A 26,507-nucleotide genomic window follows, 5' to 3' on the forward strand; every position below is an offset into this window, starting at 1 on the left:
GGACGGATCCACCAGCGCGGCACGTTCCCGTCGTCGGTAACGGGCTCCGTCCGATCGCCGCTGGAGAAGCGACGCACCACCTTTCCGCCCCCATCGAGGATCTCGATCGTCACCTCGGAGCCGGCCTTGAGGAGGTAGTCGATGATCGCGCCGTCGGGCGGGTCCTCGCCCCTCGGCTCGTCCGGCGGCATGGGCGTGTCGCTGTTCGTGTTCCAGCGGATCCGCAGCGCGGTCTGCGGCGCGAAGAGGTGGACGTCGACGCCGACCAGCGCATCGGTCACTTCGCGCAGCGGCTGGATGTCGTCGAGGATCCAGAACCCGCGGCCGTGCGTCGCGACGACCAGATCGTCGCCTTTGACGACGAGATCGCGGATCGACGTCACTGGCATGTTCAGGCGCAGCGGCTGCCAGTCGTCGCCGTCGTTGAAGCTCACGTAGACCGCCTGCTCCGTTCCGCAGAAGAGCAAGGCAGGCCGCGGACGATCTCCTGCCAGGCGCTGCCGCCATTGCGAGTGCGCAGGATGTGCGGGCGCAGATCGTCGAGGCGCAGCGTGTTGATCGCGGCGTAGGCCGTCCCCGCCTCGAAGTGGCCCGCCTCGAGGATGCTCACTTTTGCCCAGGGAACGAGCTGCTTCGGCGTCACCTCCTGCCAGGTCTTTCCCCCGTCGCGCGTGCGGTGGATCAGCCCGTCGTCGGTGCCGGCCCAGAGGACGGCGGCATCCCTGGGCGAAGGCGCCAGCGCGTACACCACGCCTCGCTGCTCGGGCCGCGCGGGATCGGTGCCGCGATACTTGCCGACGTTCGCCGGCGCCTCCCACATCCTGCGCGTCAGGTCGGGGCTGATCTGCTGCCAGCTCCGGCCACCGTCCCGCGTCTTCCAGACGGTGTTCGAGGCGAAGAAGAGCGTGCGCGGATCGGTGGGCGAGAAGACGATGGGCTGGGTGCGGATGACCCGGTATCCCGCGTTGCGCAGCGGCACCGGCGAGATGTCCTGGACCTGCCGCGTGCGGCGATCCCAGCGCGTGATCCTTCCCCCGTAGATGACGTCCGGATCGAGCGGATCCGGCACCGCGTACCCGTATTCCTCGACGGCGGTGGGCTGCCAGTCGCGGACCGTGATTGCGCCTTCGGGACCGCGGGAAAGAACACAGGCGGCGCCGCTTTCTTGTTGACCACCGCAAACGCGATAGGGAAACGCGTTGTCGGCGTTGACGTGGAACATCTGCGCGGTGGGCTGGTTGTACCAGCTGCTCCAGGTCGCGCCGCCGTTCACGGTGACCACGGCGCCCTGGTCGCTGGCGAGCAGCATCGTCGCCGGCCGCAGCGGATCGATCCAGATGCGGTGATAGTCGTCGCCGCCCGGCGCGCCGCGGAAGGCGGTGAACGAGCGGCCTCCGTCGGTGGACTTCCAGGTTACGACGCTCGCCGTATAGACGATGTCCGGATTCACCGGATCGACCTTGACCTGGGCGAAGTCGTCGGCGCGCTCGGCGACGCGCGGATCGTCGCAGATCCGTGCCCAGCTCTCCCCGGCGTCGTCGGAGCGGTAGAGAAAGCCACCCTGCTTCGTCGCGACGGTGGCGAAGAGGCGCGAGGAGCGCGACGGCGCGATGCCGAGGCCGATCCGTCCGAGGCCGTCGCGCTCGAAGTCCGGCAACCCGCGGGTCAGCGCCTTCCAGGTCGTGCCGCCGTCGGCAGATTTGTACAGCCCGCTGCCCGGTCCGGAGAACTCGCCATTTTCCCAAGGCGCCTGCCGGGCCTCCCAGAGGGCCGCGTAGACGACGCGAGGATTGGCGGGGTCGATGACCACGTCGGCGCCGCCGGTGTCCGCGTCCTTGTAGAGGACGCGCTGGAAGGTTTCTCCGCCGTCGATGGAGCGGAAGATCCCGCGCTCCTCGTTTGGACCATATGGATGCCCGAGCACGGCGACGAAGAGGCGGTTGGGATCCTTCGGATCGACGGCGATCTGCGGAATCTGCTGGCCCTCCCGAAGGCCAAGGTGCTTCCAGCTCCGCCCGCCGTCGACGGATCTGTAGACCCCGTCTCCCGTGGACAAGTCGGGCCGCTGCAGGCCTTCGCCGCTGCCCACATAGATGACGTCCGGGTTCGAAAGCGCGACGGCGATGGCGCCGATGCTTCCCGTCGGCTGATCGTCGAAGATTGGCGTCCACGTCCTGCCGTAGTCTACCGTCCGCCAGACGCCGCCGTTGACCGCGCCCACGTAGAAGACGCCCGGGCTCGTCGGCACGCCGGCAGCGGCCTTCGTGCGCCCTCCGCGAAAGGGCCCGATCGGGCGCCAGTGCAATTCGGAGAACAGCGACGCCACCAGAATCAGAGTGAAGATCACTTGCGCCTCGTCGTCCTGACCAGCCGATCGCGAAATTGTCTCTACTGCGCGATGCCGGTCCGGGCGACCAGCGTGCGCAGCAGGAGATCGTCGGCGACGGCGATGGAACTTCCGTATCGCGTCCAGACCTCGCTGGCTCCCGCTACATCACCCTGCGCGAGCGCGCCCAGCATGCCCGCCGCGACCGCGTAGCGGACTGCCGGCGCGCTCAACGCGCGTGGTTCGACGAGCACCCGCCGCGCGCCGGCAATCATGCCAGCGGGATCGCGCCGTCCGACGGCATGGAGCAGGTCGAGCCAATCGCGTTCCAGGGGATTCAACGAGAACGCGCAGCGACTGGAATGAAGGGAGCGGAAGATCGCGTCAGCCTCGTCCACGCTCAAGTCCGCGAGCGAGCGCTGCAGCACCCGCGCCAGGCTCGGGAACGGCGGCGTGCCGCAGCCCTCGAGCCAGGTTGCGACACTGCAGGCATCGTCATGCAGGTCATCCGAAGCGATGAAGCGTACCTTGCGGGGGTCGACGCGCTCGAGAAGCACTTCGAACAGGTACATCGCTTCCCCGCTGCGCCGCGCGTTCTCGAACGTCGGCGCAGGCGAAATCGTCGTGATCCCCCTCGACCGCGACAATCCGGACAGCAGCTCCACCGCCGGGAACGGAGTCTTCTGGAACAGCGTCAGAATGCCCGCGCGCGTCCGCAGGAAGAGAGCGCGCGCCGCGTTCTGATCCAGGAACGGGGCATAGTCCGAGTTCATCGGCACCTCGATGGTCCGGGTGAGGCCTTCCCATGATTTCCGCGTTCCGACCAGCCGAGCCTCGAGATCCTGAATCCCCCGCACGCCGATCCGTGCCAACGGCTCTGCGAGCTGCGGGTTCATCAGCACGCGGGGGTCGAGCGATGGCATGGCGCCGCCGTTCGCGGCGAAGATGAGCACGTCGTAACCGGTGCTGGCGTAGACCACGTAGTCGGAGAAGTTTGCCTCGAGGGCCTTGAGCACCGAGACGACCAGCGGAACATCGATCTCGTAGAGCTGCAACCACTGCGCGAACACGCCGCGATCGGCGAGATGGCGCCGCATGATCCGATAGAATTCGTCGGAGAAGAGCCCGGCGACGCCGCTCACCCACGGGTTCGACGGCTCGGAGACGATCACGTCGTATTTCTCTTGCCGCGTGGAGAAGTAGGTCTTGGCGTCGTCGATCACGACCCGCGAGCGCGGGTCGCTGAATGCGCGCTCATTGAGCGGGCGGAAGCTCTGCGCGCCGCGCACCATCTCCCGTTCGATCTCCACGGTGTCCACGCGCGCCAACGCCGGATTCGCGAGCAGCGTGTGGGTGGTCAATCCCGAGCCGAAGCCGATGCAGGCGACCGTGCGCCCTTGGGGATGCAGCGCCATCGCCAGCGCACCCATGAGAATCATCGTCGGCTCGTCAGTCGACGGATCGAGCCGGGGCTTGACGGCGATTGCGGCATCGCTCTTCCCGTTGGTCAGGATCTCGACGAGATTGGTCTCACGATGTCGCACTACGTCCACCGTCGCGGTCTTGCCGTCGCGATGGAAGAGGATGTCGTTGCGGCCCGCCTCGAGGAGGTTCCCGCTGCGGTAGACCCCGGACGCCATCCGGTACGGGTCCAGCTTCACGAACAGCATTGCCACCGTGACTGTCGCCACGCCGGCCGCCGTCCATGCCAGCGAGAGCCTCTTGCGGGCCAAACCCGCCGCGGCTGTCCACAGCAGCGCGATTCCGAGAGCGATGTCGATCGCAGCGCCGAACGCCAGCAGCGGCTTCAGGCCCAGCAGAGGCAGCCCGATATGAACGGCGAAGAAGACGCCAGCGATGGCACCGACAGTGTTGGCAGCGTAGACGGCGCCGATGCTTGACTCGCCGCCGCCACGCCTCAAGAGGTGGAAGGTGATGAGGGGTAGCGTGGTACCGGCGCAAAAGGTTGCCGGCAGCATGATCGCGAGAGCGATCCCGTTGCTCGCGACGACGAACCATCGGTAGCCGCTGTCGGTGTGGTCGAGACTGGTGATGAGCCATCGCATCACGTCGAACGTCTTGCCGTAGAGCGGCAGCGTGCACAGCGCCAGAAGGCCCATCGCCATCTGCAGGAATGCCAGCGTGCGAACCGGCGCTTGGAGACGATCGATGCGGCGCTGGATCCACAATCCGCCGAGAGCGAGCCCGAGGATGAAGGCGCTCAGCATCAACTCGAACGCATGAGTGGACGCGCCAAGTACGAGTGCGAGCATGCGGATCCAGGTGACCTCGTAGATGAAAGAAGAGGCCCCCGTGAGGAGCGCGATCGAGAGAAAGAAGCGGATCCTGCGATCGCGTCCGCCGCCGGGCGGCAACGGCGCTTGCAGGGGCGGCGCCGCGCGGGCGAGCAGGAAGACCGCTCCGGCGACGGCCAGGTTGAGAAGGCCGGCGAAGCGAACGGTGCCGGCAAGCCCAGCCGCGGGCACCAGCACAAAGCCACTCACCAGGACCCCTGCCGCCGCGCCCAGGCTGTTCGTGAAGTAGAGCATGGAGAGCGAGCGGCCGGGCCGGTCCGGATACGAGCGCAGAACTCCGCCGGTCATCAACGGGAACGTCATGCCCAGCAGAATGCATTGAGGGAGGATGAGCGCAGCGGAAAGCGCCCACTTGAACCCTGCGAAGCGCGGGAGGACGGAATCGTGCGCCCATCCCGTTGCGACCACGAAAAGATCGTGGAAGACCAAAGCGCACGCGGCAACGGCAGCTTCGGTCACTGCATACGCGACGAGCAGGTTACGCCAGCGACCCACGAGGTGCGCCGCGAGGGCCGATCCGACCGCCAACCCCCCCATGAAGATGGCCACGACGAGCGTCTGCGCGTAAGCGGCATGTCCGAGGAAGAGCTTCAGGTAATGCGTCCAGATCGATTCGTAGATGAGGCCGGCGAATCCGGACGCCGCGAAGAGACCGTAGAGGATCGTCCGCCCCATCGTCGAGCGCTCTCGTCCGATCCCGGGCACCACCGAGAGCGCGGGCGGCGGCGGCACCGTGCCGGAGGCCCTGACGGGCCGTCGATCCTTCCGCATCCAGGCAGCCTACTACGGCGGCCTCATCCATCGTTGTCCGCGGACGGCACCCACTACTCGGCGTACGGGGGCATCCTTTCGAACACAGATCCGGGGTCAGAAGCACGGTCCCTATCAAATACTCGTCCGTCCGACCGCCCGCCGCTTGCAGACGACCGGTCGCAAGGCGCATGGTGCGCCTGCGGGGCATGCAGGACCGGCACCACGGAGGCATCATGATCGCGAGGATCTCCGCGCTGTGCGTCGTCGTCGCGGGTTGCGCGGGCTCGCATAGGGAAACTCAATTAGATACCCTGAGAACGTTGGACGGCCCTTCGGGCCTGTTTGTCGGCCACTCGGTCCAGGGTGACGTGGTGGTGGCGGCCACCCACTACGACGCAATGACCGGCCTTGCCACCACCGACCAGGAACTGGGGTTGCGCGTGCGAAAGGGTGGCGATGGCCAGATGCTGTGCCAGCGCGAGACGCCAACTGGCTCCCACCTTCCGCTCTGGACGTGCCGCTACGTGGCGGAAACCGACGAGCTCCGGCGTCAGACGCAGGACTGGCTGAGCCGGCCGCAGTTCACGATTGTCGCCCGTCGTGCGATGCCCGCGGTCACCGCGGGGAACATTCCGGGCGGTGGTCGCGGAGGCGTGGCGCCCTGACGGGTCAACGGCGTGTGAGGCCGCGCCGATAAAGTTCCAGCGCGGCCTCCATTTCCGCGGCAAGCTTCGGGTCCGCCTTCGCGGAGATGTCCAATGCCTTGCGCTCCGCCGTTACCGCCTCGTCGAATCGGCCTGCCGCCGCGTAGGATGCGGCGAGGATCTCGAGGACAGCGGAATCCTTTCCTGACGTCAGGTCGGCCGCACGCCGCGCCAGTTTGATCGCCTCGCTGGAATTGCGCGATGCCGCATCGGGGTGTGTCGCCAGCAGCATGGCCGCGGACGCCATCGGGATGGGCCAGCGCGGTTTCAGCCGCATTGCTTCGGCGAATTCCCTGAGCGCATCGTCGGGCCGGCCGGCCAACGCCAGAGACTGGCCCAGATCGACGTGCGTCTCGGCATCGTCGGGCGCGATGCGCAAGGCCTCGCGATAGGAGGCGATGGCTTGATTCAGATCGCCAACGTCACGGAAGATCTTCCCCAGAGAACGATGAGCGGCGCCGGAGTCCCGATTCAGGTCGAGCGCCTTCCTGAACTCGCCAGCCGCCTCGCGAAATTGGCCCTGCATCGCCCACAGCCTGCCGAGTTCGAGATGAGCGTTGAGGCTCTCGGGCCACGCATCCACCGCAGAGCGGTACAGCGCGAACGCCTGTTCCAGCGCGCCGCGTTCCTCCATGTCCGCGCCCAACCCGACGAGGGAAGCCGCCACCCAGGAGCGAATCACTCCGCCCGGTATGGCATGTGCGGCAGCCTTCTCCAGAAGCGCCCGGGCATCGCCCGACGAGGCCGGATAGTCGCGACCGATCAGCACCAGCGCCGAGAGTACATACTCCAGAGCGCGTCCGCTGTTCTGAAAGGACCGCAGGTCCCCTCCCCGGAGGCGAACGCTGCGCAAAGCTGTCTCTCGGGTTGCAAGGACCGCGGCTGCGTTCTCCGCGCGCCGGGTGGCGGCGGGCAGCGCCAGAGCACGCGGGGAGTAGAACTCCAGCACCGGGTGCTCGAGCGAGTTCACGGTATCCTCTTTCGCGAGCCACCCGTTTGCCGATTCGTTGTCGGCGACCAGCAGGCTCGAGATCTCCTCCGCGTCACGCCACCCGTAGCGACGCAGGTCAGCGACGGCCGGAGCGTCCAGCTCGCGCTGCAGCTCGGCGACCTCGAGCGCCAACGGCTCCTCCATTCCCACCAGGAAGTACGAGTCGTGTGCGACGAAGAGGTACGCGCAGGGAAAGACGCCCATGAAGGTCCGCACGATGGTGCGCAGGTCCTCGGCGACTTCCTCGAGCGGCATCCACTGGATCATCAGGCCGGCAGGAAGGAGGTGGCGTCGCGCGCTCTGGTAGTAGTCCCTCGCGTAGAAGAGCGCGTTCCCCGCCTGACCGAGCCGCGACTTGCCGTCCGAGATGATCGCGTCGTAGCGCCGCGGGGTGCGCTTGAGGAAATTGATCCCGTCATCCTCGATCACGCGTACCTTCGGATTGTGCAGGACGTCACCGTTGTACGGGGCGAACTGCTTCGCGCCCTCGATGACAGAGGATGAGAGCTCGACGGAGTCGATCTCCTCCACGCCCGGATGGCGCGTCACCTCTCCGGTCACGATGCCCGTTCCCAGCCCGATGGTGAGCACCCGGGTGGGCGGCCGCCCTGGGCGCAGCAGGAAAGGCAAGTGCGCCAGCACCTGCTGTTTATTGTCGATTCCCGCGCCGCTCTGCCCGATGCGCACGCCGTCCACCAGCATGACCAACTGGCGCGCGTCGGCGGCGCGCTGGATCACCTTCACGGTGGAGACCAGGCCCTCCTCGTAGAAGCGGACGGGATCGGCCGGGCCCTCTTCGATGCTGACAAACGGCCTCGGATGCCAGGAGACGAGCAGGCCCGCCCAGAGCAGCGCGGCGGCGAGCGCGGGCGCCGTGCGCAACCCGACAAGCTGCTTCCCGCGCGACGGAAAGAAAGCCCATGCCGCCGCCAAAACCGAAGCGGTGCTCGTCAGCACGATGCCGCGTTGCATGCCCGCAAGCGGGAGCAGCACGAAAGCCGCCAGTATCGCCCCCGCGATGTTGCCGAGTGTGAGCGCCCCGTAGAGCTCGCCGAGGTCGCCACCCGCCGAGCGGACACCGCGCACGCGCAAGCTGCCCGCGAGCGGAAAGACCATGCCGATCAGGATCGTGGGGACCAGCATGATGAGAAATGCAATCCCGAATCGGGCGAGGCTGAGCGCGACCCAACGCGCCTCCAAAGCGAACATCCATTGTTGCGTCTGGATCACCAGCGCGTTCATGAGTGGGATGGTCGCGAGTGTCGACCCCGCGATGCCGGCCTGCACCCAACCAAAGGCGCGGCGTGGCTCCCTGATGCGAGCGATCACGCGTCGCATGATCGCGCTCCCCAGCGCGATCCCGACGAGGAAAGCCGCGAGCATGGTCACAAAAGCGTGTGTGGAGCTGCCCACAATCAGGATCAGCAGTCGAGTCCAGATCACTTCCAGCGCCAGCGTCACCACTCCCGACAGGGCCACGGCCACGAGCAGACCTGCATTCTCGCCATGACCTGACGACGCGCGCTCTTCGCTTGCGGGAACGTCCGGCTCGGCGCGTGCTGCGAGGGCGAGGGCTGCCGCGCCGACCAGGACGTTCGCGGCAGCCGCGAGCCACAAGGTCGGATGCACGCCGAGGGCGCGGATGAGCACGAAGCCCGCGACGAGGGTGCCCGCGACTGCGCCGCCGGTATTCAGCGCGTAGAGCAGACTCAGATCGCGTCCCACGTTTCTCAAGTCGGCGACGACGGCACGCGTCACCGCGGGCAAGGTGCCACCCATCAGGAACGTGGGAGGCAACACCACCAGCGACGCGAGCAGCACGCGGATCAGCAGCAGCATGGGCGACCCTGGGGAAAGGCGGATCGCGGCTGCATCGTGGAGCGGTTCGAGGAAGCGCAAGAGCAACGCACCGAGAAGGGCGGTTGCAGCGATGCCGAGCTCGAGGAAGCCGTAGAAACGCAGGGGATGGGTCTGGCGATCCACGCGGCTCCCCAGGAGCCATGCCCCGAGCGCCAATCCGCCGAGATACGCCGCCAGGACGGTGGCAACTGCGTAGGCGGTGACTCCGAAGACTTCCTTCAACAGCCGCGCCCAGACCACCTCGTAAATGAGTCCCGCAGCGCCAGAGACAAGGAACAATCCGTAGATCGCGCGGAGACGGCGAGTCCTCCCCATGCTGCAAGTCTACCGGAAGGAGCGGCGCGGGTGGACGAAAGACGAGGGCCGGACCCATTCGGGCCCGGCCCTCTTACTCTCTACAGAGGCGCTTCTCCCTTAGAACCTGTGCTCGACGCGGCCGTAGATGTACCGGCCCACGAAGTCGTAGTCCGGGTCCGCGTAGGAGAGGAACGCGTTGTACAGCCGCGGCGGACGCTGGTTGGCCAGGTTCCGCACGCCAAGCGCAAGCGTCGAGACACCGGCCGGCGACGTCAGCCGGTAGGACGCCAGCGCATCCCACGTCCAGTTGGCACTCACGTTGTGCTCGGGATATGGCATCTGCCGGCCGTTCTCGTCCACACCGGAGCGATCCTTGTTCTGGTAGCAGAACCCCGGACCCGTGTTGGAGCCATTGACCAATCCACCGTCGGGAGCGCACTCGGTGAGCGGCCCGATGAAGCGCGCGAGGAGACCCGCCGAGAACCCACCCAGGAAGTAGTTCACGCCCGTGTTGAACTTCACGCGTGGGTTGAAGTTCGTGGAACCCGACGCCGACACGACACCTTGGCCGTCGTAATTGCCGGCGCCCTTGATGTAGATGCCGCCCGGGCCCGTATAGTCATTCTTGATGAGATACGTGCCGTTGAACCGGAACAGGAACCGGCCGACGTCGGTGGGCAGCGAATACTGCGCGCCGAGGTCGATGCCGGTGGTCAACTGCTCTCCGATGTTCACGTTCGCGTCGATGACCTTGCTCACCTCCTTGGTGCTGTCCTCGCGCGTGACCAGGTTGCAGAAGGACAGATCCTGCGTGAAGCCGGCCGCCCCGTAGCACTTGTTGAGGATGAACTGCGTGCCGTAGTTGCCGATCAACTGCCGCATGGAGATCCGCCAGAAGTCAGTAGTCAGCGTGAAGCCCCTCACCATCTGAGGCTCAAAGACCAATCCGATCGTGCCGATCTTGGCCTTCTCCGGCTGCAACGTCGCCGTACCGCCGTTGGCCGAGTTGATCTGGGCGACGGTCACGCCATTGTTCGCCGTTCCAGCGCCGCCCGCGGCTCCAGGCGCCCCGTTGCAGCGCGTGGCCAGGCCCACATCGCCGTGGGTATTGGCACACGGGTCGTTCGACGACTCGAAGTTGCCGGCCGCCAATCCCTGGTACAACTCGAGGATGTTCGGAGCCCGGAAGGCCGTCGAGTACGTGGCACGCAACGTGACGTCCCGAATCGGACTATAGCGGGCGCCCAACTTGTACGTGTAGTCAGAGCCGAAGGTGTTGTAGTTGAAGCCACGCACGGCCCCCGTGACCTCGACGTTCTCCGCAAGCGGCGCGTGGTTGATCACCGGCACCACCAACTCCGCGAACCCTTCGTTGACGTGGAAGCCGCCCCTCGTGTCCGCGGGCCCCGGAGACCCCGTATCGCTGTCCCAGCCGGCGGCGAGGATTGGGTTGTACTGGAAATAGCCGAACTCCTTGCGGAACTCATATCCGAGCGCCAGAGCGGCCGGACGGTCTGCCGCGACGCTGAATAGCTCTCCGCTCAGGCTCGCTCCGACGGTGAAGAGCTGCCAGAGGGTACTATTCGTGCCGGCGTACGCTCCGAGTTGGTTGGCCATGTCGGGAGTGATGGTGCCCGGCGGCCCCAGCAGGTTGACGGGTATGCAGTCCGGGATCACGGCTCCGGTCGTATCGGTGCAGTGAGCGCCCGTCGCGTCGGTCATACCCGGCCCAAGTCCGGGAGCGGTCTTCTGCGTGTTGAGGAAACCGTAGTTGGTGCTCGTGGCATACGTGCGCCCGTAGTTGACGGACGTGTCCCAGAACCACCCGCTGAGCGGCCCGGCGACGCTGCCGACCGTGCCGTCGGTTCCAAGGACGACGCGGTAGGTAGACGCGTCGTAGGCGGTGCTACGGCCCGGAAGGTCGGTCAGACGGCGCTGAACGCTAGGGAGGTCGACTTTGAACGGGTTGAACGGGTTGTCCTTGTCGAGTTTGACACCGGCGTTCACCGTTGAGAACGGCTCGGGCGCGATCAGGTAGCTGGCTGTCCGCTGGACGTAGGTCGCCTGCAAGTACGTGCGCGCGAAATCCGCGAGCCGGTACTCGCCGTTGCCGAACAGCGAGATGCGCTCCGACGGCGTCACCAGGTAGTTGACCGACTGGTAGTTATAGAAGTCGAGGTTCGCGTCGCGAACGCGCCAGTCCTGCGCATACAGGGCGCCAGCCTTCGAGTGGGCGGGGTCGAAGATGAAGTTCTTCTTGCCTGCTCCGAACGTGCTCAGCAGCGACGCGCACAGCGGGCTGACGCCGCTGCAAGTCGACGGATCGAGGGCGTTGACACGCACCTTCGGCGTCGTCGGGCTTCCGCTCTTTCCCTCCTTGGCAGTTGGGAAGTCCCAGCTCAACGCATTTGCCGCCCAACCCCGGTTGCCGGCGAAGAATGACTTCTGGTCGTAGTATCCCGCGCCGAACATGAAGCTGCCCTTCTCGCTCTGGGCGCCCGCCAGCGCATTGATGTCGTACACCCGGGCATCGCCCCACGGCTGCGAGACGCCGCTGTACGCATTCAATTCGACGCCGTCCATGCGCTTTCGGGTGATGATGTTGACGACTCCAGCGATGGCATCCGAGCCGTAAACCGCCGAGCCGCCGTCCTTGAGGATTTCAACCCGCTCTACCGCCGCCGTCGGAATCGAGTTCAGGTCGACGACGGGCGCCGACCCGCTCCCGACGCCGCTGGCGACCATCCTCTTGCCATCGACCAGCACCAGCGTGCGCTGTGAGCCGAGATCGCGCAGGTTGATTTGCGTCGAGCCGTCGCCCCCGTTGTTGACGTTGGTGTTCAGCGCGCCACCCTGCTCCGGCAGCTGCTGCAGGAAGGAACCGATGGTCGGCTGGCTACTGGTCGCGATCTGCTCGCGGCTGATGACGGTGACGGGAGCGGGGGTGGTGAGATCCTTGCGCCGGACGCGGGAGCCGGTCACGACGATCTCTTCCTGCGCCGACTTCCTACCCGTATCGGGTCCAGGGGTAGCGTCAGGGGAAGTCGTGGCAGAAGGCGGAGCCGCGACAGGGGCCGCCTGATCCGGTGTGGCTTGATTTGGTGTGGTTTGGTCGGCCGGCGGCTGCTGTTGCGCCATCGCCGAACCTGCAAGGGAGATGGACGCCAGGAGGACCAGCCGAAGCACCGTGTACTTCCGTTGCATGTTCAGCTCCTGTTGTTGTGTGCCAAATTCTCCAGGGGGGGGTTGCGAAGCTGCTGGATTTGGTTCCTCGGTCACGCGTTTCAGCGCGGCGGACCGCAAGATCCGGACGATCGCGCTCTCTCCGTGCCTCGTGGGCCAACGCCGCGCGCAGACTGCACGATTGGCCCTCGATCGTCAAGCGGTGGGAATTCCGACCGCACTGCAAATAGCCTTCGCGGCGTCATCTCGCCCTTCCCGTACTTTGACGTGGGGCGCACATCGTCAGATCCGGAGGCGGCCTCCGCCGTTGACAATGGCAGAGCTGTTGTTTAAGTGTCCACGCCCTTCGCTGTCCCCTGGTTCGAATCGACAAGGTGCACATGTTCGACACGATCACCGCACCGCGGGCAAAGAGGCGCGCGGGTACCTCGATGGCCGTTTCGATTCTGTTGCACGGCGCCGTGGTCGCCGCCGCCTTCGGCTTGGCCTACGCAAGGGCGCACATGCCCAAAACGGCTGCAGTCGAGGTTCCGGTCGCCTTCCGGCCACCCCCTCCCCCGCCTCCTCCGCCGCCGCCGCCCCCCGCCAGCCGGAAACCGAAGACGCCGCGAACAGAGCGGATCAGGCCCAAGGTGCCTCCCACCACCGTCATCCAGCCGAGGGAAATCCCCAAGGTCGAGGAGAAGCCGCCCGAGATGCCGGAAGAGCCCGAGGAGGACGAAGGTGTCGAAGGGGGCGTCGAGGGAGGCGTCGTCGGCGGGGTGGTAGGTGGGGTCGTAGGCGGCCAGATCGGAGGCCAGATCGGAAGTGGCCCCGTCGAGTTCAATGACACGATGACGCCGCCGCAAAAGGTGTCCGGGCCCGATCCGCAGTACACGTCGCAGGCCCTGGAGCGCGAAGTCGAGGGAATGATGATCGTGAAGTGCGTGGTCAGCACGCAAGGAGTGGTGCGTGGCTGTCGGGTCCTCAAGAGCCTGCCGTTCATGGACCGCGCCGTCGTCGATGCCCTCGAGCATCGGAGGTATTCGCCGGCGTTGTTGCGGGGACAGCCCATCGAGGTCGACTACACCTTCAAGGTCAAGCTCACACTCCCGCGGTAGGTCGAATCCGCCGCGGGAGCATTTCGGGGGCAGGAGCTCGGATCGGTGCAGCAGGGCTCCCTGCCGTCCAGCACCGAGGAGCGCATGACACCACGAGTTCGAGTCCTCCTCGCCGCCGTGACGCCGGTCGCGGTGGCATCTCTGCTCGTAGCCGGGTGCGCCGGGGGAATGGCCGCGAATCGCAGGTCGCCCGGCGTGATCGAGAACGGCGCCTTCAAGCCGGGCCGCGCACCGGCGGCGAGCTATGGTCCGGATCCATCGCTGACCTGCCCCGAGCGCGGCGTCAACGAGCTGGTCGCCGATGCCATTGGCGCCGTCGCGAAGCCGGAAGGCCGACTCTGCGCGATCGCGGATACCCTGCTCGGCTGGGAAGGAACCGGATCCGACGTGCCACCGGACAGCGTGCTGGCCGTCATCTCCAGTGATTTCGGCCTGCCTCAGCCGGTCCGTCGGGTCGTCATCAAGGACGTCAACACGGCAGAGGGGGCGGAGGGGTCAAGGGGCCGCGTCGAAGGAGCGTCGGAAAAGGACGTGGCCGCCATGGTGGCAGAGCCCATCCGCAGCTTCGCTTCCACGGCGCAGGTTCCACGCTACGGATTCGTCATCCAGCGCATCAAGAAAGGGGTCAGCAAGATCGCGCTTGTGATGCAGGACCAGAGCCTGGAGATCCAGCCGATCCCCCGCAAGCTCAACGCCGGACAAACGGCGACGTTGTCCGGAAAGCTGCTCGGCAATCTCGTCAATCCGAAGGTGCAGTACACCGACGCGGTGGGCAAGCTCGAGCGCGCGGAGCCGACATCCGAGAAGTCGTTCACTGCCCAGCTCAAGTGCGGCGACCGACCGGGACGGATCATCGTGTCGGTGACCGCGGAGCACGAAGGGGCCAACGCCGCGCTTGCGAGCTTCCCTGTCGGCTGCGGGACGGACCTCCCGGTCGCGGCCGCCCTTCCCAAACCAGGCGGCAAGGAGGCGGCCACGTCCGACCCCGCCGCCGTTGAGAAACAGCTCGCAGACATGATCAACGCCGAGCGCGCATCGGCAGGCCTTCAACGGCTGGAGGTCGACACCGATCTTGCAAAGGTGGCGCGCAGCATCTCCGACGATCGCGCCAAGGGAAAGGGCATCACCTCCAACGAGCTGACGCGCCGGCTGCAGGAGATGGACATCTCCGCGCCGACCATCCTGGTCAGCGAGGCGCAGGCGTTGAGCGCCGAAGACGCCTACACGCGGTTGTCGAACAGCCCGCAGGATCGCGCGAATGCGATGAACTCCGAAATGACACATTTCGGGATCGGTGTCGCGCCGGGCCCGCCGGTGGATCAGCGTCCGACGGTCGTCGTCAGTGAGCTTTTCCTCAAGCAGGTGCCACCGCCAAACGCGGACGAGGTGAAGGCGAACCTCTACAAGGCCATCTCGCGCAGGCGTACCGACGCCCGCGCCGGCGCGGTCACGAAAGATCCAGAGCTCGAGCAGATCGCGCAGGCGTACGCGAGCCAGATGGCGAAGGACAAGGGCAAGGTGGCGAAGGAGAAGGTCGCCGAGATCGAGGCGCCGCTCTACAAGAAGTTCGCCACCGTCAACGAGCTGGGGGGCGTAAAGTCTGATCCGCTCGATTTCGCAGAGGAGCCCGGCATCGTCGGAGACGCGAAGCTCGTCGGCGTCGGCGTCGGTGTCGGGACCTCGCCGCAATTCGGCAAGAACTCCACCTACGTCGTGATCCTGCTGGGCAAGAGGCAGTCGGGAAAGGCGCCGGCCGCCGCCCGCCAGCCGGTCAAAAAGAAGTAGGCGGGCCGGGTTTGCGCAGCCGGCGTGGGCGCGTACACTGCGCCGCCCATGCGCTGGCACATTGCCGCAACGGTCCTGTTCCTCGGTTGCTCGCACGCCGCTCCTGCCCCTCCCCCCGCTGCGCAGCGTTCGGCAAACGGGGACTGGATCGAGCGCAGCAATCGGAACGCGCAGGTTTTGCTGGACGTGCGCGCGCGGTTCACGCCCGAGCTCGCCGCCCGCACCGGCGTGGTCGGGATCGACGAGCGGATCTCCGACTTCACGCCCGGACATCGGGAGCGCCTGCGGCAGGCGCTGCGCGAGGCGGTCTCCACGCTGGAAGGCCGGCGCGGCGGCGAGCGGGACGTGAACGTCGTGCAGGACCTGGCCATCCTCGTCGATGCCGCAGAGCGGCAGCTCAACGGCTCCGAGCTCCAGGAGAAGCTCGAGGTGCCGTACGCGAACGTGCCGCGGCTGGTGTTCGGCAGCGTGCGAGGGCTGCTCGACCCGCAGGTCGCGCCGGAGCGTCGTCCGGCCGCGCTCGCGCGCGTGCGCAAGTACGCCGGCATCGAGCAGGGATACCGTCCGGTGGTGGAGCTCGCCGAGGCCGAGACGCGCGAGGGCTTCCGCAAGGGGCTCCTGCCGCCCAGCCGGATCGAAGTGGAGAACGATCTCAATACCTCGCAGTTCCTCATCGACGGCATCGACAAGCTCTTCGCCGAATACCGGATCGCCGGCGCCGAGCAACCGGTGACGACGCTGCACCGGCAGCTCGAGGATTACCTGAGCTTCGTCCGCAGCGAGGTGCTGCCGAAGGCGCGGGAGGACTTCCGCCTGCCGCGCGAGCTCTACGAGTTCCAGCTCCAGCAGGTCGGCGTGGACATTCCCGGCGAGGAGCTGGCGCAGCGCGCGCACCGCGGGTTCGAGCAGATCCAGGCGGAGATGCAGAAGGTGGCCGCGCGCGTCGCGCAGCAGCGCGGGCTGGTCAGCGGCGATTACCGCGAGGTCATCAAGGAGCTGAAGAAGACCCAGATCCCGGACGACCAGCTGCTCGAGTTCTACAAGAAGCGTCTCGCTCGCATCGAGGAGATCATCCGCCAGCACCACCTGGTCACCCTGCCGGCGCGGCCGGCGCGCATCCGCCTCGGCACGCCGGCGGAGAACGCGCAGCAGCCCGCTCCGCACATGTCTCCTCCGCGCTTGATCGGCAACACCGGCGAGCAGGGGGAGTTCGTCCTCCCGCTCTCGGTGCCGGGGAAGGTCGAGCAGAAGTACGACGACTTCAACTACGATGCCGCCGCCTGGACGCTCACCGCGCACGAGGCGCGGCCCGGCCACGAGCTGCAGTTCGCCAGCATGGTCGAGCGCGGCGTCTCGCTGGCTCGCGCGATCTTCGCCTTCAACAGCGTCAACGTCGAGGGATGGGGACTGTATGCGGAAGCCATCACGCTTCCGTACATGCCCGACGACGGCAAGCTCGTCTCGCTGCAGCTCCGGCTCCAGCGGGCGGCGCGCGCCTTCGTCGATCCGGAGTTGCAGATGGGGAAGTGGACGCCGGACTCGGCGCGGCAGTTCCTGATGAAGGAGGTCGGACTGTCGCCTGCGTTCGCGACCTCCGAGGTCGACCGGTACACGTTCCGCTCGCCGGCGCAGGCCACGGCGTACTACTACGGGTACCTGCGGCTTCTGGAAGTGCGGGACGCTGCGGAGAAACAGGTCGGCTCGCGTTTCGACCCGCTCACTTTTCACGACACCATCCTCGCGCAGGGTCTGTTGCCGCCCGATCTCATGAAGCGCGCGGTGCTCGCGCAACTGCAATGACGTAAACCTTGGAGGGGCCCGGGGGCTCCGGGTACTCTTTTTCGCGGCGGGTCACGGAGGAAACCGATGCGCCGCGCAGCGCTGGCGTTCGTCTTGTCGATCGGTACGGCCATGGCCGCGCAGACGCCCATGGCCGTGCTCACCGGCGTGGTGGTCGACGCCGATACGCAGGCGCCCGTCAGCGAAGCGGTGGTGATCGCGCGAAGTCCGTCCCTGGTCGGCGAGCAGAGCGCGATCACGGACGAGTCGGGCGCGTTCGAGATCACCTGGCTGCCGGCGGGGACGTATTCGCTCGCCGTCCGCCGCGACGGCTTCGAGCCCTATGCGCCGGAGACGCTGGCAATCAAGGGTGGCAAGGTCCGGGTCCGGATCTCCGTCGCGCCGGTGCCGACGCCGGCGGCGATCCTGGAGAAGGCCGTAGAGTTCGAGGAGCAGATGACCGCGCCCGAGATGATCTCCGGCCCTGCGCCCGAGTACACGCCCGAGGCGATCGAGCGTGGCGTCGAGGGCAGCATGCAGGTCCGCTGCGTGGTCACCGCGGAAGGCCAGGTCCGGACGTGCAAGGTGGTCAAGGGCCTCCCGTTCATGAATACGGCGGTGATCGGTGCGCTGGAGCGGCGCAAGTACAAGCCGGCAGCCGCGCACGGGAAGCCTGTCGACGTGTACTACACGTTCAATATTCGTCTGAAGCTGCCTTCCCGATAGCCAGGCCGTACCGGTAGGCGATGCTGATGCGGGGCCCCGCCTGCGCCACCTTCGGGACCGAATGGTCCCAGTCGCGCTGCGTCTTGCCGCCGGTGACCAGCAGGTCGCCGCACCCGAGATGGAGCGCCTGCGACTTGCCGCCGCCTTTGGGCCGCAGCAGGAACTTGCGCGGTTCTCCCAGCGAAAGAAGTGCAACGACGGGTTCTTCGATCTCCCTGCGGATGCGGTCGCCGTGCCAGGCCACGCTGTCCTGGCCGTCCCGGTAGAAGTTGAAGCCCGCCGAGTCGAACGCGACTCCATAGCGGGCCGAGAGCGTCAGACGCACGCGATCGAGGATCTCCGGACGCAGCGGGACGCCGGAGCGCAGGTTCCACGGCGCGGTCAGGCGCGGCTCGCGGACGCGATGATCGAACATGCGCCGCGTCCGCTGTCCCCAGTCGCGGGACTCGAGCACCTCGCGGAACAGCGCATCCGAGCCGCGCACCCATCCCGGGACCAAGTCAATCCAGCACTCGGGATCGAGCCAGGTGCGGATGACACCACTGAAGTCCGGGTCGAACCAGGGCTCGCCGCCGTCGAAGGTGAAGAAGGCCTGCACGCCCGTTCAAGTCTAACTCCGTTGTCCGCTCCGCGCCTGCGCGGGTGTGTTGCCCGGTTGGGGCGGCGGCGGTCTGGTCCTCACACAAGGAGAAGTCCGATGAACCGCCTCATCGCCAGCACCGCCGCAGCCCTGACCGCCGTCGATCCGGATCAATCCCGCCGGCGGCGCAGGACGAGCAGTGCGCCGGCGAAGAGTCCGAGCACGGCGACCGAGCCTGGCGAAATGTGGCTGCAGCCGCCCGGAAGCATGTAGACCGACGAGGACTTGAGCGAAACTCCAGCGTCGGGCGAAGGCGTCACCGGACTGTTGGTCCCGGCGTCCGGCGCCGGAAGCTCCGGAGTCCCCGCATCGGGGGCGGGCGGCGGATTGGCGAGAGCCGGCGCGACGTCGGCGAGCGTCGTCCCCATCACCATGCCGTCGTGGTAGACGACGCCCACGTCGGCAATGCTCGCGTCGCGGTAGAGGCCCTGCTTCAGATACGTGTACTGGCCGGAGTTCAGCGTCGGGGTTGCCTGATGGTCGAGCACCTTCGTGCCGTCGTAGTAGAGATCCACGTAGCCGTTCGTCGACGACCAGAACACGTGCACGACGAAGTCATGCCAGACGCCGCGGACGAGCGGCGTGCGCCAGAGAATGGTGCCGCCGTTGTGGGCAAGCTGGATGGTTTCGCCCAGGACGTCGAACTCGAGCGGCGGCGACCCGGTGAGACCACTGTGGTGCCATTGGGTGAAGACCTGCCAGGTGTTCGGCGCCGGAAAGTCGCTCGCGAACATCGTGCTCCACGCGTACCACTTGTCGTTTCCTTCCACTTCGTTGTACTGCGCCGACGAGTTCTCGACTTCGTTGCGGGTGCCGCTGTTGGCGAAGTCGCCCTGGTGGAGCTCGGTCCTCAGCGCGTACTTCCCCTGCCGGACTGGAGACTGGACGATGGTCAGGCGGCTGGTGAGTCCTTCCACTCCGGCCCACTGCGAAAGATCGCCGGTCTCGTAGTCGCCGCGCCAGAGAACGTTTGCCGACGCGGATGAGGCAACAGCCACGACGAGTACGGGAAGCGCGAGCAAGCGCATTGAAGAGTCCTTTCCGTGTAGGTGCTCGTGCGCAAGCCACCCCGCAGGGCGGCCTGGCAGGCTCTCAACGCGCGGCACGGAGAGTTCTCTTCCCACCGGCCAACCGAGCCGGCGGTTCCACATCTGCTCGGAGGTCGGGCGACCTCCTACCAGACCGTACAGCGGTTCACGGGCGCCATCGAAGACCCCGCAGCGCACTTGAAGGCGTTAGCGAAGTCTGGATTGTCGGAGACCGGTCCGTTGACGCGCCACTGCGCCGTCGAGTGCGGGTTCGTCAGCGCCTGCGTGCGCGCCGCTTCGGGACGGTAGTTCGTGCACCAGACCTGCGCGAAGGCGATGAACGCCTGCTGCTCGTCGTTGAAACCGCCGGCGTTGGTCGGTGCTTGATCCTCTCGCTTCGCGCGCAGCGCCGCGATCATCATCTTCAGCCCGCCGATGTCGCCGATGTTCTCGCCCAGGGTGAGGCGGCCGTTGAGGTGGACGTCGTCGACGGCGATGTACCCGTCATACTGTTTCGCCACGCAGGAAGCCCGCTCCTCGTAGGCCTTGGCGACGCGCGACGACCACCACTCGCGCAGGTTGCCGTCTCCGTCGAACTTGCGCCCCTGGTCGTCGAAGCCATGCGTCAGCTCGTGGCCCATCACCATTCCCAGCCCACCGTAGTTCGAAGGCACCGGCGCCTCTGGCGAGAAGAAGGGCAGCTGCATGATGCCGGCGGGAAACACCATCTCGTTGAGCGATGCGCTGTAGTACGCGTTCACCGTCGGCGGCGTCATCCGCCATTCGCCGCGGTCGACCGGCTTGCCGATCTTGGCGAGATCGCGCGCCGTCTCGAAGCGCGCGGCGTTGAGCACGTTCTCGAGGAGCGAGTCGCGGCCGATGGCGAGCTTCGTGTAGTCGCGCCACTTCTCCGGATAGGCGACCTTGTTGTCGATCTTGTGCAGCTTGTAGAGCGAAGCCTTCTTGGCCGCCTTGTCCATCCACTCCACCGTGGCGAGGTTGGCTTCGAACGCCTTCTCGATGTTGACGATCATCTCCTTGGCCATTGCCTTGCCCTCGGCGCCGACGGTGGTGGTGACGAAGGTGCGACCCAGGGCTTCGCCCAGCGCGCGGTCCGTCATCTGCACACAACGCTTCCAGCGGGGGAGGAGCACCTTCTCGCCGGTGAGCGCCCGGTTGTAGCGGAAGCGGTCGTCCACGAACCTGGCGCCGAGCGAGTCCGCCGCCCCCTCGATCGCGCGCCACTTCAAATAGACGCGCACGTCGTCGAGATTCCCGCGCGCGAGCAGTCCGTCGACGGCGCGGAAGAAGTCGGGAACGGTGACGTTGATCGCCTGGACATCCGGCGCTCCGACGGTCGCGAAATAGTCGTTCCATTCGAAGTGCGGGGCGGTGGTGAGCAGGCCGCTGCGGTCGAGGCGGTGGTACATCTTGTTGGGATCGCGCCGCGCGACCCGATCGATCGAGGCCTTGGCCAGCGCGGTTTCCAGCTGGAAGATGCGCTGCGCGTGCTCGGGGGCCTCCGCGTCGCCCGCCATCGAGAGCATCCGGCCCACGTGGTCGACGTAGAGGGCCCGCAGCTCCTGCGACTTCTTGTCGGTCCGGAAGTAGTAGTCGCGGTCCGGGAGGCCGAGACCGCCCTGGTCGACGCCGCCGATCACCTGCGTCGCATCCTTGGCATCCTGCCGCGAGCCGAAGCCGAAGAACGCCCGCGCTCCGGCCCGGTGGAGGTCACCGACCCGGCGCGCCAGGGCGCGGGAGTCGTTGATCTGGTCGATGGCTTGCAGCTCCTTCTGCAGCGTGGCGAAGGAGGCCGTCTCCGCCTTCTGCTCGTCCATGCAGGTGGCGTAGAAATCGCCGACCTTCTGCGCGAAGGGATTCGCCGGGTCTGGCTCTCCGCGGGCGTTCTGCTCGAGGATGTCGCGCAGTCGCGCCTCGTTGCGCTCGAGCACCTCGCTGAAGGCGCGGCCCCAGCGCGGGCGGTCTTCGGGGATGGGCGTCCGCGCGAGCCAGCTTCCGCAGGCGAACTTGTAGAAGTCCTCGCAGGGGTTCACCCCGCGGTCGAGCGCGGAGAGGTCGATCCCCGGGGCGGGGGCCTGCGGCGCCGCGGCGGCGGAGGGCCGCTCCGGCGCTGCCGGCGCCGGGCTCGCCGTGGGCTGGCCAGCGGCGTTCGGCACCGTGGGCTGAGCGCCGGTCACCTGGGTCGCCGGCGGGTTCGCGGGCGAGGCCGGAACAGCAGCTGCCGGCGGAGGCTCGGGCGGCCTCGCATCGGGACCGGATCTGCAGCAAAGAAGGAAACAGAAGAGCGCGGCAGCGACGGTTCGCATGAGGCCCTCGGGAGGTCGGGGCGCGCATCGTACCCGGGGCTTCGCGAAGCGTGCAGCGTTTCGATCGGGTATTTGTCCTCGTGTGAGAGTCCTTGGAATCGGCGAGTCCAACGACCTCGGCGATCTCTATCGGCGCCTGATCGCGCGCGGCCACGAGGTCCGGGTCTTCGTCTCCGACGTCCAATGCCATCGGGTCATGGCCGGCATCGTCGAGCGGACCGAGGACTGGCGGCAGGAGCTCGGCTGGGTCGGACGCGACGGGCTGATCATCTTCGAGCAGGCGGAGCTCGGTGCCGAGCAGGAGGACTTGCGCCGCCAGGGATTCCGCGTCATCGGCGGAGGCGCCGTCGGCGAGCGGCTGGAGAACGATCGCGCCTTCGGCCAGCAGGCGCTCCGCGATGCCGGACTGCGCACTGCGGCGGTGCACGGCTTCGATGCGTTCCAGGCAGGCGCGGACTTCGTCCGCAGACGTCCAGGGCGGTACGTGTTCAAGCTGAACGGCAGCTTTTCCTCGACGCGCAATTACGTCGGCGAGTTGCCCGACGGCGCCGACGTAATCGCGTTTCTCGAGCTGCAGCGCGGGCAGTGGGCCTGGGCGGAGGGTCCGTCGTTCGTCCTGATGGAGCACGTGGCAGGCGTGGAGATGGGCGTGGGCGCCTATTTCGACGGAAAGGCGTTCCTGGAACCCGCCTGCCTCGATTGGGAGCACAAGCGGTTCTTCAACGGCGATCTCGGCGAGCTGACCGGCGAGATGGGAACGCTCGTCACCTACCAGGGCGCGGGCCGATTCATGGCCGCGTCGCTCGGCCGGCTCGCACCGCTGCTGCGCGAAGGCGGCTATCAGGGCTACATCAACCTGAACACGATCGTGAACGAGAGCGGAGTGTGGCCGCTCGAGCTGACCTGCCGGTTCGGCTATCCCGGTTTCGCCATTCTCGACGGCCTTCACGTGGATGGCTGGGACGACATCCTGCTCGCGATGCTGGATCGATCGCGCCCACGCGGCTTCCGCGCTGAAGGGGGCTTCGCCGTGGGCGTCGTGCTCACCGTCCCCCCGTTTCCCTATCCGCAAGCGACGGTGCCTGCCGGCGGACAGCCGGTCATCTTCAAGCGGGCGCTCAGCGCCACCGAGGAGAACCATCTGCACTACGGCGAGCTGATGCTCGAGCGAGGCCGTCTGGTGACCAGCGGTCCCTCCGGGTACGCGATGGTCGTCACCGGCCGCGGCTCGACCGTGGAGCAGGCGCAGCGCGCGGCCTACGCACTCGCCGACGCCGTGCATCTGCCGAACGTGCGGTACCGCACGGACATCGGAGAGCGCTTCCTACGGTCCGACGGCGACGTTCTCCGCCAGCTCGGCTGGCTCTGACCGCAGCTCCCGGCGATAGCGCTCGAAGCAGCGCTCTCCGGCGCGCAAACGCATCAGCGCTCCTTCCGCGATGGCCTGCGCCGCGCGAGGCTCCAGCGCGACGAGCGGACGCAGCACTTCCCGGTTCCAGGCCTCGCTGTGCTTCAGGTCGAGGGTGGCATGCAGCGTGAAATACCGGCGTGCAGCCCGCGGGATGCCCAGCCGCGCAAGGCCGCGGTCTACTTGCGCGACGCGCCCCGGAGCGGTCAGCTCGACGGCGCCGAGCGCGCCGATGGAGTGGTACGCATATCGGCGGTCGAGCGCGAGCGCCACCATGAGGTTCGCGAGCGCGAGCGACTCCCAGACGGTCTTCTCCGGATCGGCGTGCACGTCCATGGCCCGCGCCAGATCGGAGAGCAGCGGGCCGTGCATCGCCACTGCCCGGCCGCGCCCCATCTCGTCCCAGAAGTTGCGGGCAAGCTCGAGCTTGGCCTGCACCGGCATCTTGATCTGCGTCAGCGCGACGAGGTCGTCGAATCCGGCCTCGCCCGCGATCTCCTGGGCGAGGAACCACTTCATCTGTGCGAGCGTCGCGCTCCCGGCGAGCCAGGGAAAGAGCGGGTCACCCTGCCCCGGACCGCTATCGAGCAGCTCGTCGAACCAGCGGACGAATGCGTCCGCGTCGCGGGGCACGCGGCGGGCCAGCGGCTGCACCGCTGCGCGCTCTTCCTCGACGAACCGGGCCTCCAGTGCCCGCAGGCGTGGGGCGTCCTCGGAGTCACCGATTCGATCCGGGAGGCGCGGCTCCAGGCGGTCGCGGGCGAATTGCATCAGGGCGGGATGGAGCTGTGTAGGGTCCATGCTCCACTCACGATGCGTCCCGGACGCCGGCGTTGCATCGGATACTACGTTTTCACGGCGTCCAGCCCGACCACGGCGATGCGTTCGACGTCGGCGTACGCGGGACGCTCGAGCTCTTCCCCGAAGACGTCGGGGTCGAGCTCCGCATATTCGTGCCGGATGCCGCGCAGCAGGGGGGCGAGCTGTGCCCACAGCACATGCTGGCCCTCGATCACCGGCGTCGCGGTGTAGAGGAGCAGGCGACCGCCCGGGCGCAGGCGATCGAGTGCCTCCCGGACGATTCGCACCGAGAGGCCAGTGCCGAGAGTGCCGCCGCCGTCGCGATACGTGCGACCCGAGTCGTCGCTGAGATACGGCGGATTTGCGATCACGAGCTCGAGCGGATCGGCGGCGGCCGCGAGAACGTCGCTGCGGGTGATGCGGGCAGCCACGTCGTTCAGCTCACAGTTGGCGCGGGCAAATTCGAGCGCCTTGTCGTTCACGTCGAGGAGCTGGACGGATGCGGCACGCGAGGCGAGCAGCAGACCGCCCGCTCCGGTGCCACATCCGACGTCCGCCAGGGATCCGATGCGCGGCGGGGCGCGCGCCGCGAGGAACGACGCGAATCGGTACGTATCGGGCCCGAAGAACACTGCGTCCGGAGCGGTGGTCGGGAACGCGGAGTGGGCGAGGAGGAGCGGGCCCAGGGAGGAGAAGCGCACTGTGCTGCGCAGCAGCGGCCCATCGCGTTCGAGGGCACACGCTGCCTCGAGAAGCGGCAGCAACGGCGGGGCCAGGAAATCTGGAGAAAACGGCCGGCTCCACCCGAAAACGTCGCGCAGCGTCCGCGCTCGCTCCGCGCGCGCGACGACCCGACGATGGGTCGCGGGCGTAGGCGTGATGAACGAATACCCCGTTTCGCGCAGTGCGCGACCGAGCTTCGCCATCGGCAGCATCGGCGCAAGCATAGCCCCGCCTGGCGGAGGGAAGGACGGACAGCTCGCGGCCGTCAAACTCGTCCCGGGGCGAGTTGAACTGTTCACCACTCAACTCGCCCCGGGGCGAGTCCAGGCTGCTCAGAGATTCGGGAACCGGTACGAGACGCCGAGCGAGAGCAGGTGGACGTGGGTGTCGTAGGAGCCAGGGAAAGCGGTGGCTCCCTCCGCGGTCACGGTGTCGAAGAAGGCGAACTGGTAGCCGAGGTCCGCGCGCAGGTTGGGGATGAACTCGTAGCCCGCCCCGACCGACACCGCCCAGCTGTTCGCGTCCGTCAGCGTCGGGGAAATGGTGTCCCTGGGCTGTTTCGAGATGCTCCGCAAAAATCCGGCGCGCAGCGTGAGCGCGGGGAGGAAGTCCGGCTTGGAGTACTCGGCGCCGAAGCGGAAGACCCAGGCATTGCGGTAGTCGCGGGGGACGGTGATCACGAGGCCTTTGTCTCCGACGAACGTGTCGGTCGGGTACACGCGCCAGCGCTCGAGGTTCCAGTTCCCCATCACCTTCAGGTTCGGAATCACGTCGTACGCAGCGCCCACATAGAGGTCATTGGGCACCGTGACCTTCTCCGTCGCGGCCTGGTCGGGCAGAGAGGTGGCGAAGCTCGGTGGGACGTCGGCGAAGTGGGCGTGGCCGGAGAGCTCCATGGGCGCCTGGTGCCGATAGGCGATGGCTACGGTGAGCGGAATGTCAGCCGGGGCGTGGAACTCGCCGGACAGTCCGTAGCTGGCCGCGCCGCCCGACATGGCGAGCGTGGCGGTCGTCCCCGAGCTGAGCACCTGCTGCGAGAGCGTCTCCTGTACGCGGTAATAGAGAAAGCTGGCGCCGAACTTCGCCAGCGGATGAGGCTGGATGGCGGCGGCGACCTCGGTCAGCCACACCCGCTGATCGACGTCCTGGATGCGCCCCGCGCCGACCCAACCGGTGGGCCACTTCAGCGAGCCGCCGCCCGGCACCAAGAACGCAAGGCCCACGCCGTAGGGCATGCCGTTCGGAAGCGTGTTCCCGTACGAAGCGGCCAGCTCGGGCGGGTAGTTCGCCTTCGGCTGCAGCGTGGCCTGCCCGAGCGAGGGGGCGCTCCAGGTCGTGACGTTGTAGAGCATCTCGAGATTTGCGGTCACCGCCAATCCCTGCTGCCCGGCGAGGGCAGAGGGGTTGGTGTGCGCCGCTTCCGGACCATTCTGAGCGGCGACGGTGGACTGCGACAGGGCGAGATCGCGTGCGTTCTCGTTGGGGATTGCATACCCGCCGGCGAACGCGGCGGCGGGAGCGAGGAGCAGGGCTGCGATCAGGTAGCGCATGTCGTGACCTCGCTAGAACGTCCGAAGCGACGGAGGAAGTGTCGTGGGATCGACCAGGAACCCCGCAGCATCCGACTGCGCCTGCGAGGTTTGCGACGTCGCGCCCGGCGTCCAGGCGGTGAAGAAGCCGTGCGGAATCGCATTCGCAGACGTGCTCGATGGGGTGGGGCACGACGTGAACGCACCGGCCGCCGTTGGATCCCCCTTGAAA

The 26,507-nt window shown here is 67.2% G+C and carries 15 protein-coding genes and 1 pseudogene; 6 read left to right on the forward strand and 10 right to left on the reverse strand.

Going from position 1 to position 26,507, the window contains the following annotated elements:
* Together E6J58_02440 and E6J58_02445 are read right to left on the reverse strand one after the other, a co-directional pair.
* Positions 1-2,383 (reverse strand): annotated as a pseudogene (locus E6J58_02440) (glycoside hydrolase).
* A gap of 5 nt (positions 2,384-2,388) precedes the next feature.
* On the reverse strand, positions 2,389-5,412 hold the full coding sequence (locus E6J58_02445; GenBank protein TMB41827.1) for a spermidine synthase: 3,024 nt from the start codon (positions 5,410-5,412) through the stop codon (positions 2,389-2,391).
* A 215-nt stretch (positions 5,413-5,627) separates the two neighbouring features.
* On the opposite strand from E6J58_02445, the gene E6J58_02450 reads away from it, so the two are divergent.
* On the forward strand, positions 5,628-6,059 hold the full coding sequence (locus E6J58_02450; GenBank protein ID TMB41828.1) for a hypothetical protein: 432 nt from the start codon (positions 5,628-5,630) through the stop codon (positions 6,057-6,059).
* A 4-nt stretch (positions 6,060-6,063) separates the two neighbouring features.
* Here the strand turns inward: E6J58_02450 and E6J58_02455 are convergent, their stop codons facing one another.
* Both E6J58_02455 and E6J58_02460 read right to left on the reverse strand, forming a co-directional pair.
* Positions 6,064-9,264: a tetratricopeptide repeat protein gene (locus tag E6J58_02455; protein TMB41829.1), complete on the reverse strand. Its 3,201-nt coding sequence runs from the start codon at positions 9,262-9,264 to the stop codon at positions 6,064-6,066.
* A 99-nt stretch (positions 9,265-9,363) separates the two neighbouring features.
* Complete coding sequence (locus E6J58_02460) at positions 9,364-12,450, reverse strand: TonB-dependent receptor (protein TMB41830.1); 3,087 nt, start codon at positions 12,448-12,450, stop codon at positions 9,364-9,366.
* A 359-nt stretch (positions 12,451-12,809) separates the two neighbouring features.
* Here E6J58_02460 and E6J58_02465 point away from each other — a divergent pair, with 359 nt between their 5' ends.
* The 4 genes from E6J58_02465 (at position 12,810) to E6J58_02480 (ending at position 17,819) form a co-directional block, all read left to right on the forward strand.
* Entirely contained in the window at positions 12,810-13,529 is a 720-nt protein-coding gene (locus tag E6J58_02465; GenBank protein TMB41831.1) for an energy transducer TonB, read from the forward strand.
* Positions 13,530-13,613: 84 nt separating this feature from the next.
* Positions 13,614-15,314, forward strand: coding sequence for a CAP domain-containing protein (locus tag E6J58_02470; protein ID TMB41832.1), 1,701 nt, complete (start codon positions 13,614-13,616; stop codon positions 15,312-15,314).
* 48 nt (positions 15,315-15,362) lie between these two features.
* Positions 15,363-17,114, forward strand: a complete 1,752-nt coding sequence (locus tag E6J58_02475) for a DUF885 domain-containing protein (protein ID TMB41833.1) — start codon at positions 15,363-15,365, stop codon at positions 17,112-17,114.
* Positions 17,115-17,180: 66 nt separating this feature from the next.
* The gene (locus tag E6J58_02480) at positions 17,181-17,819 is read left to right on the forward strand and encodes a TonB family protein (GenBank protein ID TMB41834.1); all 639 of its coding nucleotides are present in this window, start codon (positions 17,181-17,183) and stop codon (positions 17,817-17,819) included.
* Here the strand turns inward: E6J58_02480 and E6J58_02485 are convergent.
* The 3 genes from E6J58_02485 to E6J58_02495 form a co-directional block, all read right to left on the reverse strand.
* Positions 17,788-18,417 (reverse strand): alpha-ketoglutarate-dependent dioxygenase AlkB, encoded by a 630-nt coding sequence (locus E6J58_02485; protein ID TMB41835.1) that lies wholly within the window; start codon positions 18,415-18,417, stop codon positions 17,788-17,790. The two genes, E6J58_02480 and E6J58_02485, sit on opposite strands and share 32 nt — an antisense overlap.
* Positions 18,418-18,569: 152 nt before the next feature.
* Positions 18,570-19,487, reverse strand: coding sequence for a carbohydrate-binding protein (locus E6J58_02490; protein ID TMB41836.1), 918 nt, complete (start codon positions 19,485-19,487; stop codon positions 18,570-18,572).
* A 146-nt stretch (positions 19,488-19,633) separates the two neighbouring features.
* The gene (locus tag E6J58_02495; GenBank protein ID TMB41837.1) at positions 19,634-21,814 is read right to left on the reverse strand and encodes a M13 family metallopeptidase; all 2,181 of its coding nucleotides are present in this window, start codon (positions 21,812-21,814) and stop codon (positions 19,634-19,636) included.
* 82 nt (positions 21,815-21,896) lie between these two features.
* Here E6J58_02495 and E6J58_02500 point away from each other — a divergent pair, with 82 nt between their 5' ends.
* The gene (locus tag E6J58_02500) at positions 21,897-23,183 is read left to right on the forward strand and encodes a phosphoribosylamine--glycine ligase (GenBank protein TMB41838.1); all 1,287 of its coding nucleotides are present in this window, start codon (positions 21,897-21,899) and stop codon (positions 23,181-23,183) included.
* Here the strand turns inward: E6J58_02500 and E6J58_02505 are convergent.
* The 3 genes from E6J58_02505 to E6J58_02515 all read right to left on the reverse strand — a co-directional run bounded on the left by E6J58_02505 (position 23,139) and on the right by E6J58_02515 (position 26,296).
* A complete protein-coding gene (locus E6J58_02505) occupies positions 23,139-24,023 on the reverse strand; it encodes an iron-containing redox enzyme family protein (protein ID TMB41839.1) in 885 nt (294 codons plus the stop codon). The genes E6J58_02500 and E6J58_02505 overlap by 45 nt on opposite strands.
* 44 nt (positions 24,024-24,067) lie before the next feature.
* On the reverse strand, positions 24,068-24,958 hold the full coding sequence (locus E6J58_02510) for a methyltransferase (protein TMB41840.1): 891 nt from the start codon (positions 24,956-24,958) through the stop codon (positions 24,068-24,070).
* Positions 24,959-25,078: 120 nt separating this feature from the next.
* Positions 25,079-26,296, reverse strand: coding sequence for a hypothetical protein (locus E6J58_02515; GenBank protein TMB41841.1), 1,218 nt, complete (start codon positions 26,294-26,296; stop codon positions 25,079-25,081).
* Positions 26,297-26,507 lie beyond the last annotated feature (211 nt).

This window comes from Deltaproteobacteria bacterium, from assembly GCA_005879535.1.
GTDB lineage: Bacteria > Myxococcota > Myxococcia > Myxococcales > 40CM-4-68-19 > 40CM-4-68-19.

What these genes read in the sequence shown, in the direction of transcription:
- E6J58_02445 (TMB41827.1), bottom strand. Translation starts at nt 5,412, where the DNA reads ATGCGGAAGGATCGACGGCCCGTCAGGGCCTCCGGCACGGTGCCGCCG.
- E6J58_02450 (TMB41828.1), top strand. Translation starts at nt 5,628, where the DNA reads ATGATCGCGAGGATCTCCGCGCTGTGCGTCGTCGTCGCGGGTTGCGCG.
- E6J58_02455 (TMB41829.1), bottom strand. Translation starts at nt 9,264, where the DNA reads ATGGGGAGGACTCGCCGTCTCCGCGCGATCTACGGATTGTTCCTTGTC.
- E6J58_02460 (TMB41830.1), bottom strand. Translation starts at nt 12,450, where the DNA reads ATGCAACGGAAGTACACGGTGCTTCGGCTGGTCCTCCTGGCGTCCATC.
- E6J58_02465 (TMB41831.1), top strand. Translation starts at nt 12,810, where the DNA reads ATGTTCGACACGATCACCGCACCGCGGGCAAAGAGGCGCGCGGGTACC.
- E6J58_02470 (TMB41832.1), top strand. Translation starts at nt 13,614, where the DNA reads ATGACACCACGAGTTCGAGTCCTCCTCGCCGCCGTGACGCCGGTCGCG.
- E6J58_02475 (TMB41833.1), top strand. Translation starts at nt 15,363, where the DNA reads ATGCGCTGGCACATTGCCGCAACGGTCCTGTTCCTCGGTTGCTCGCAC.
- E6J58_02480 (TMB41834.1), top strand. Translation starts at nt 17,181, where the DNA reads ATGCGCCGCGCAGCGCTGGCGTTCGTCTTGTCGATCGGTACGGCCATG.
- E6J58_02490 (TMB41836.1), bottom strand. Translation starts at nt 19,487, where the DNA reads ATGCGCTTGCTCGCGCTTCCCGTACTCGTCGTGGCTGTTGCCTCATCC.
- E6J58_02495 (TMB41837.1), bottom strand. Translation starts at nt 21,814, where the DNA reads ATGCGAACCGTCGCTGCCGCGCTCTTCTGTTTCCTTCTTTGCTGCAGA.
- E6J58_02505 (TMB41839.1), bottom strand. Translation starts at nt 24,023, where the DNA reads ATGGACCCTACACAGCTCCATCCCGCCCTGATGCAATTCGCCCGCGAC.
- E6J58_02510 (TMB41840.1), bottom strand. Translation starts at nt 24,958, where the DNA reads ATGCTGCCGATGGCGAAGCTCGGTCGCGCACTGCGCGAAACGGGGTAT.
- E6J58_02515 (TMB41841.1), bottom strand. Translation starts at nt 26,296, where the DNA reads ATGCGCTACCTGATCGCAGCCCTGCTCCTCGCTCCCGCCGCCGCGTTC.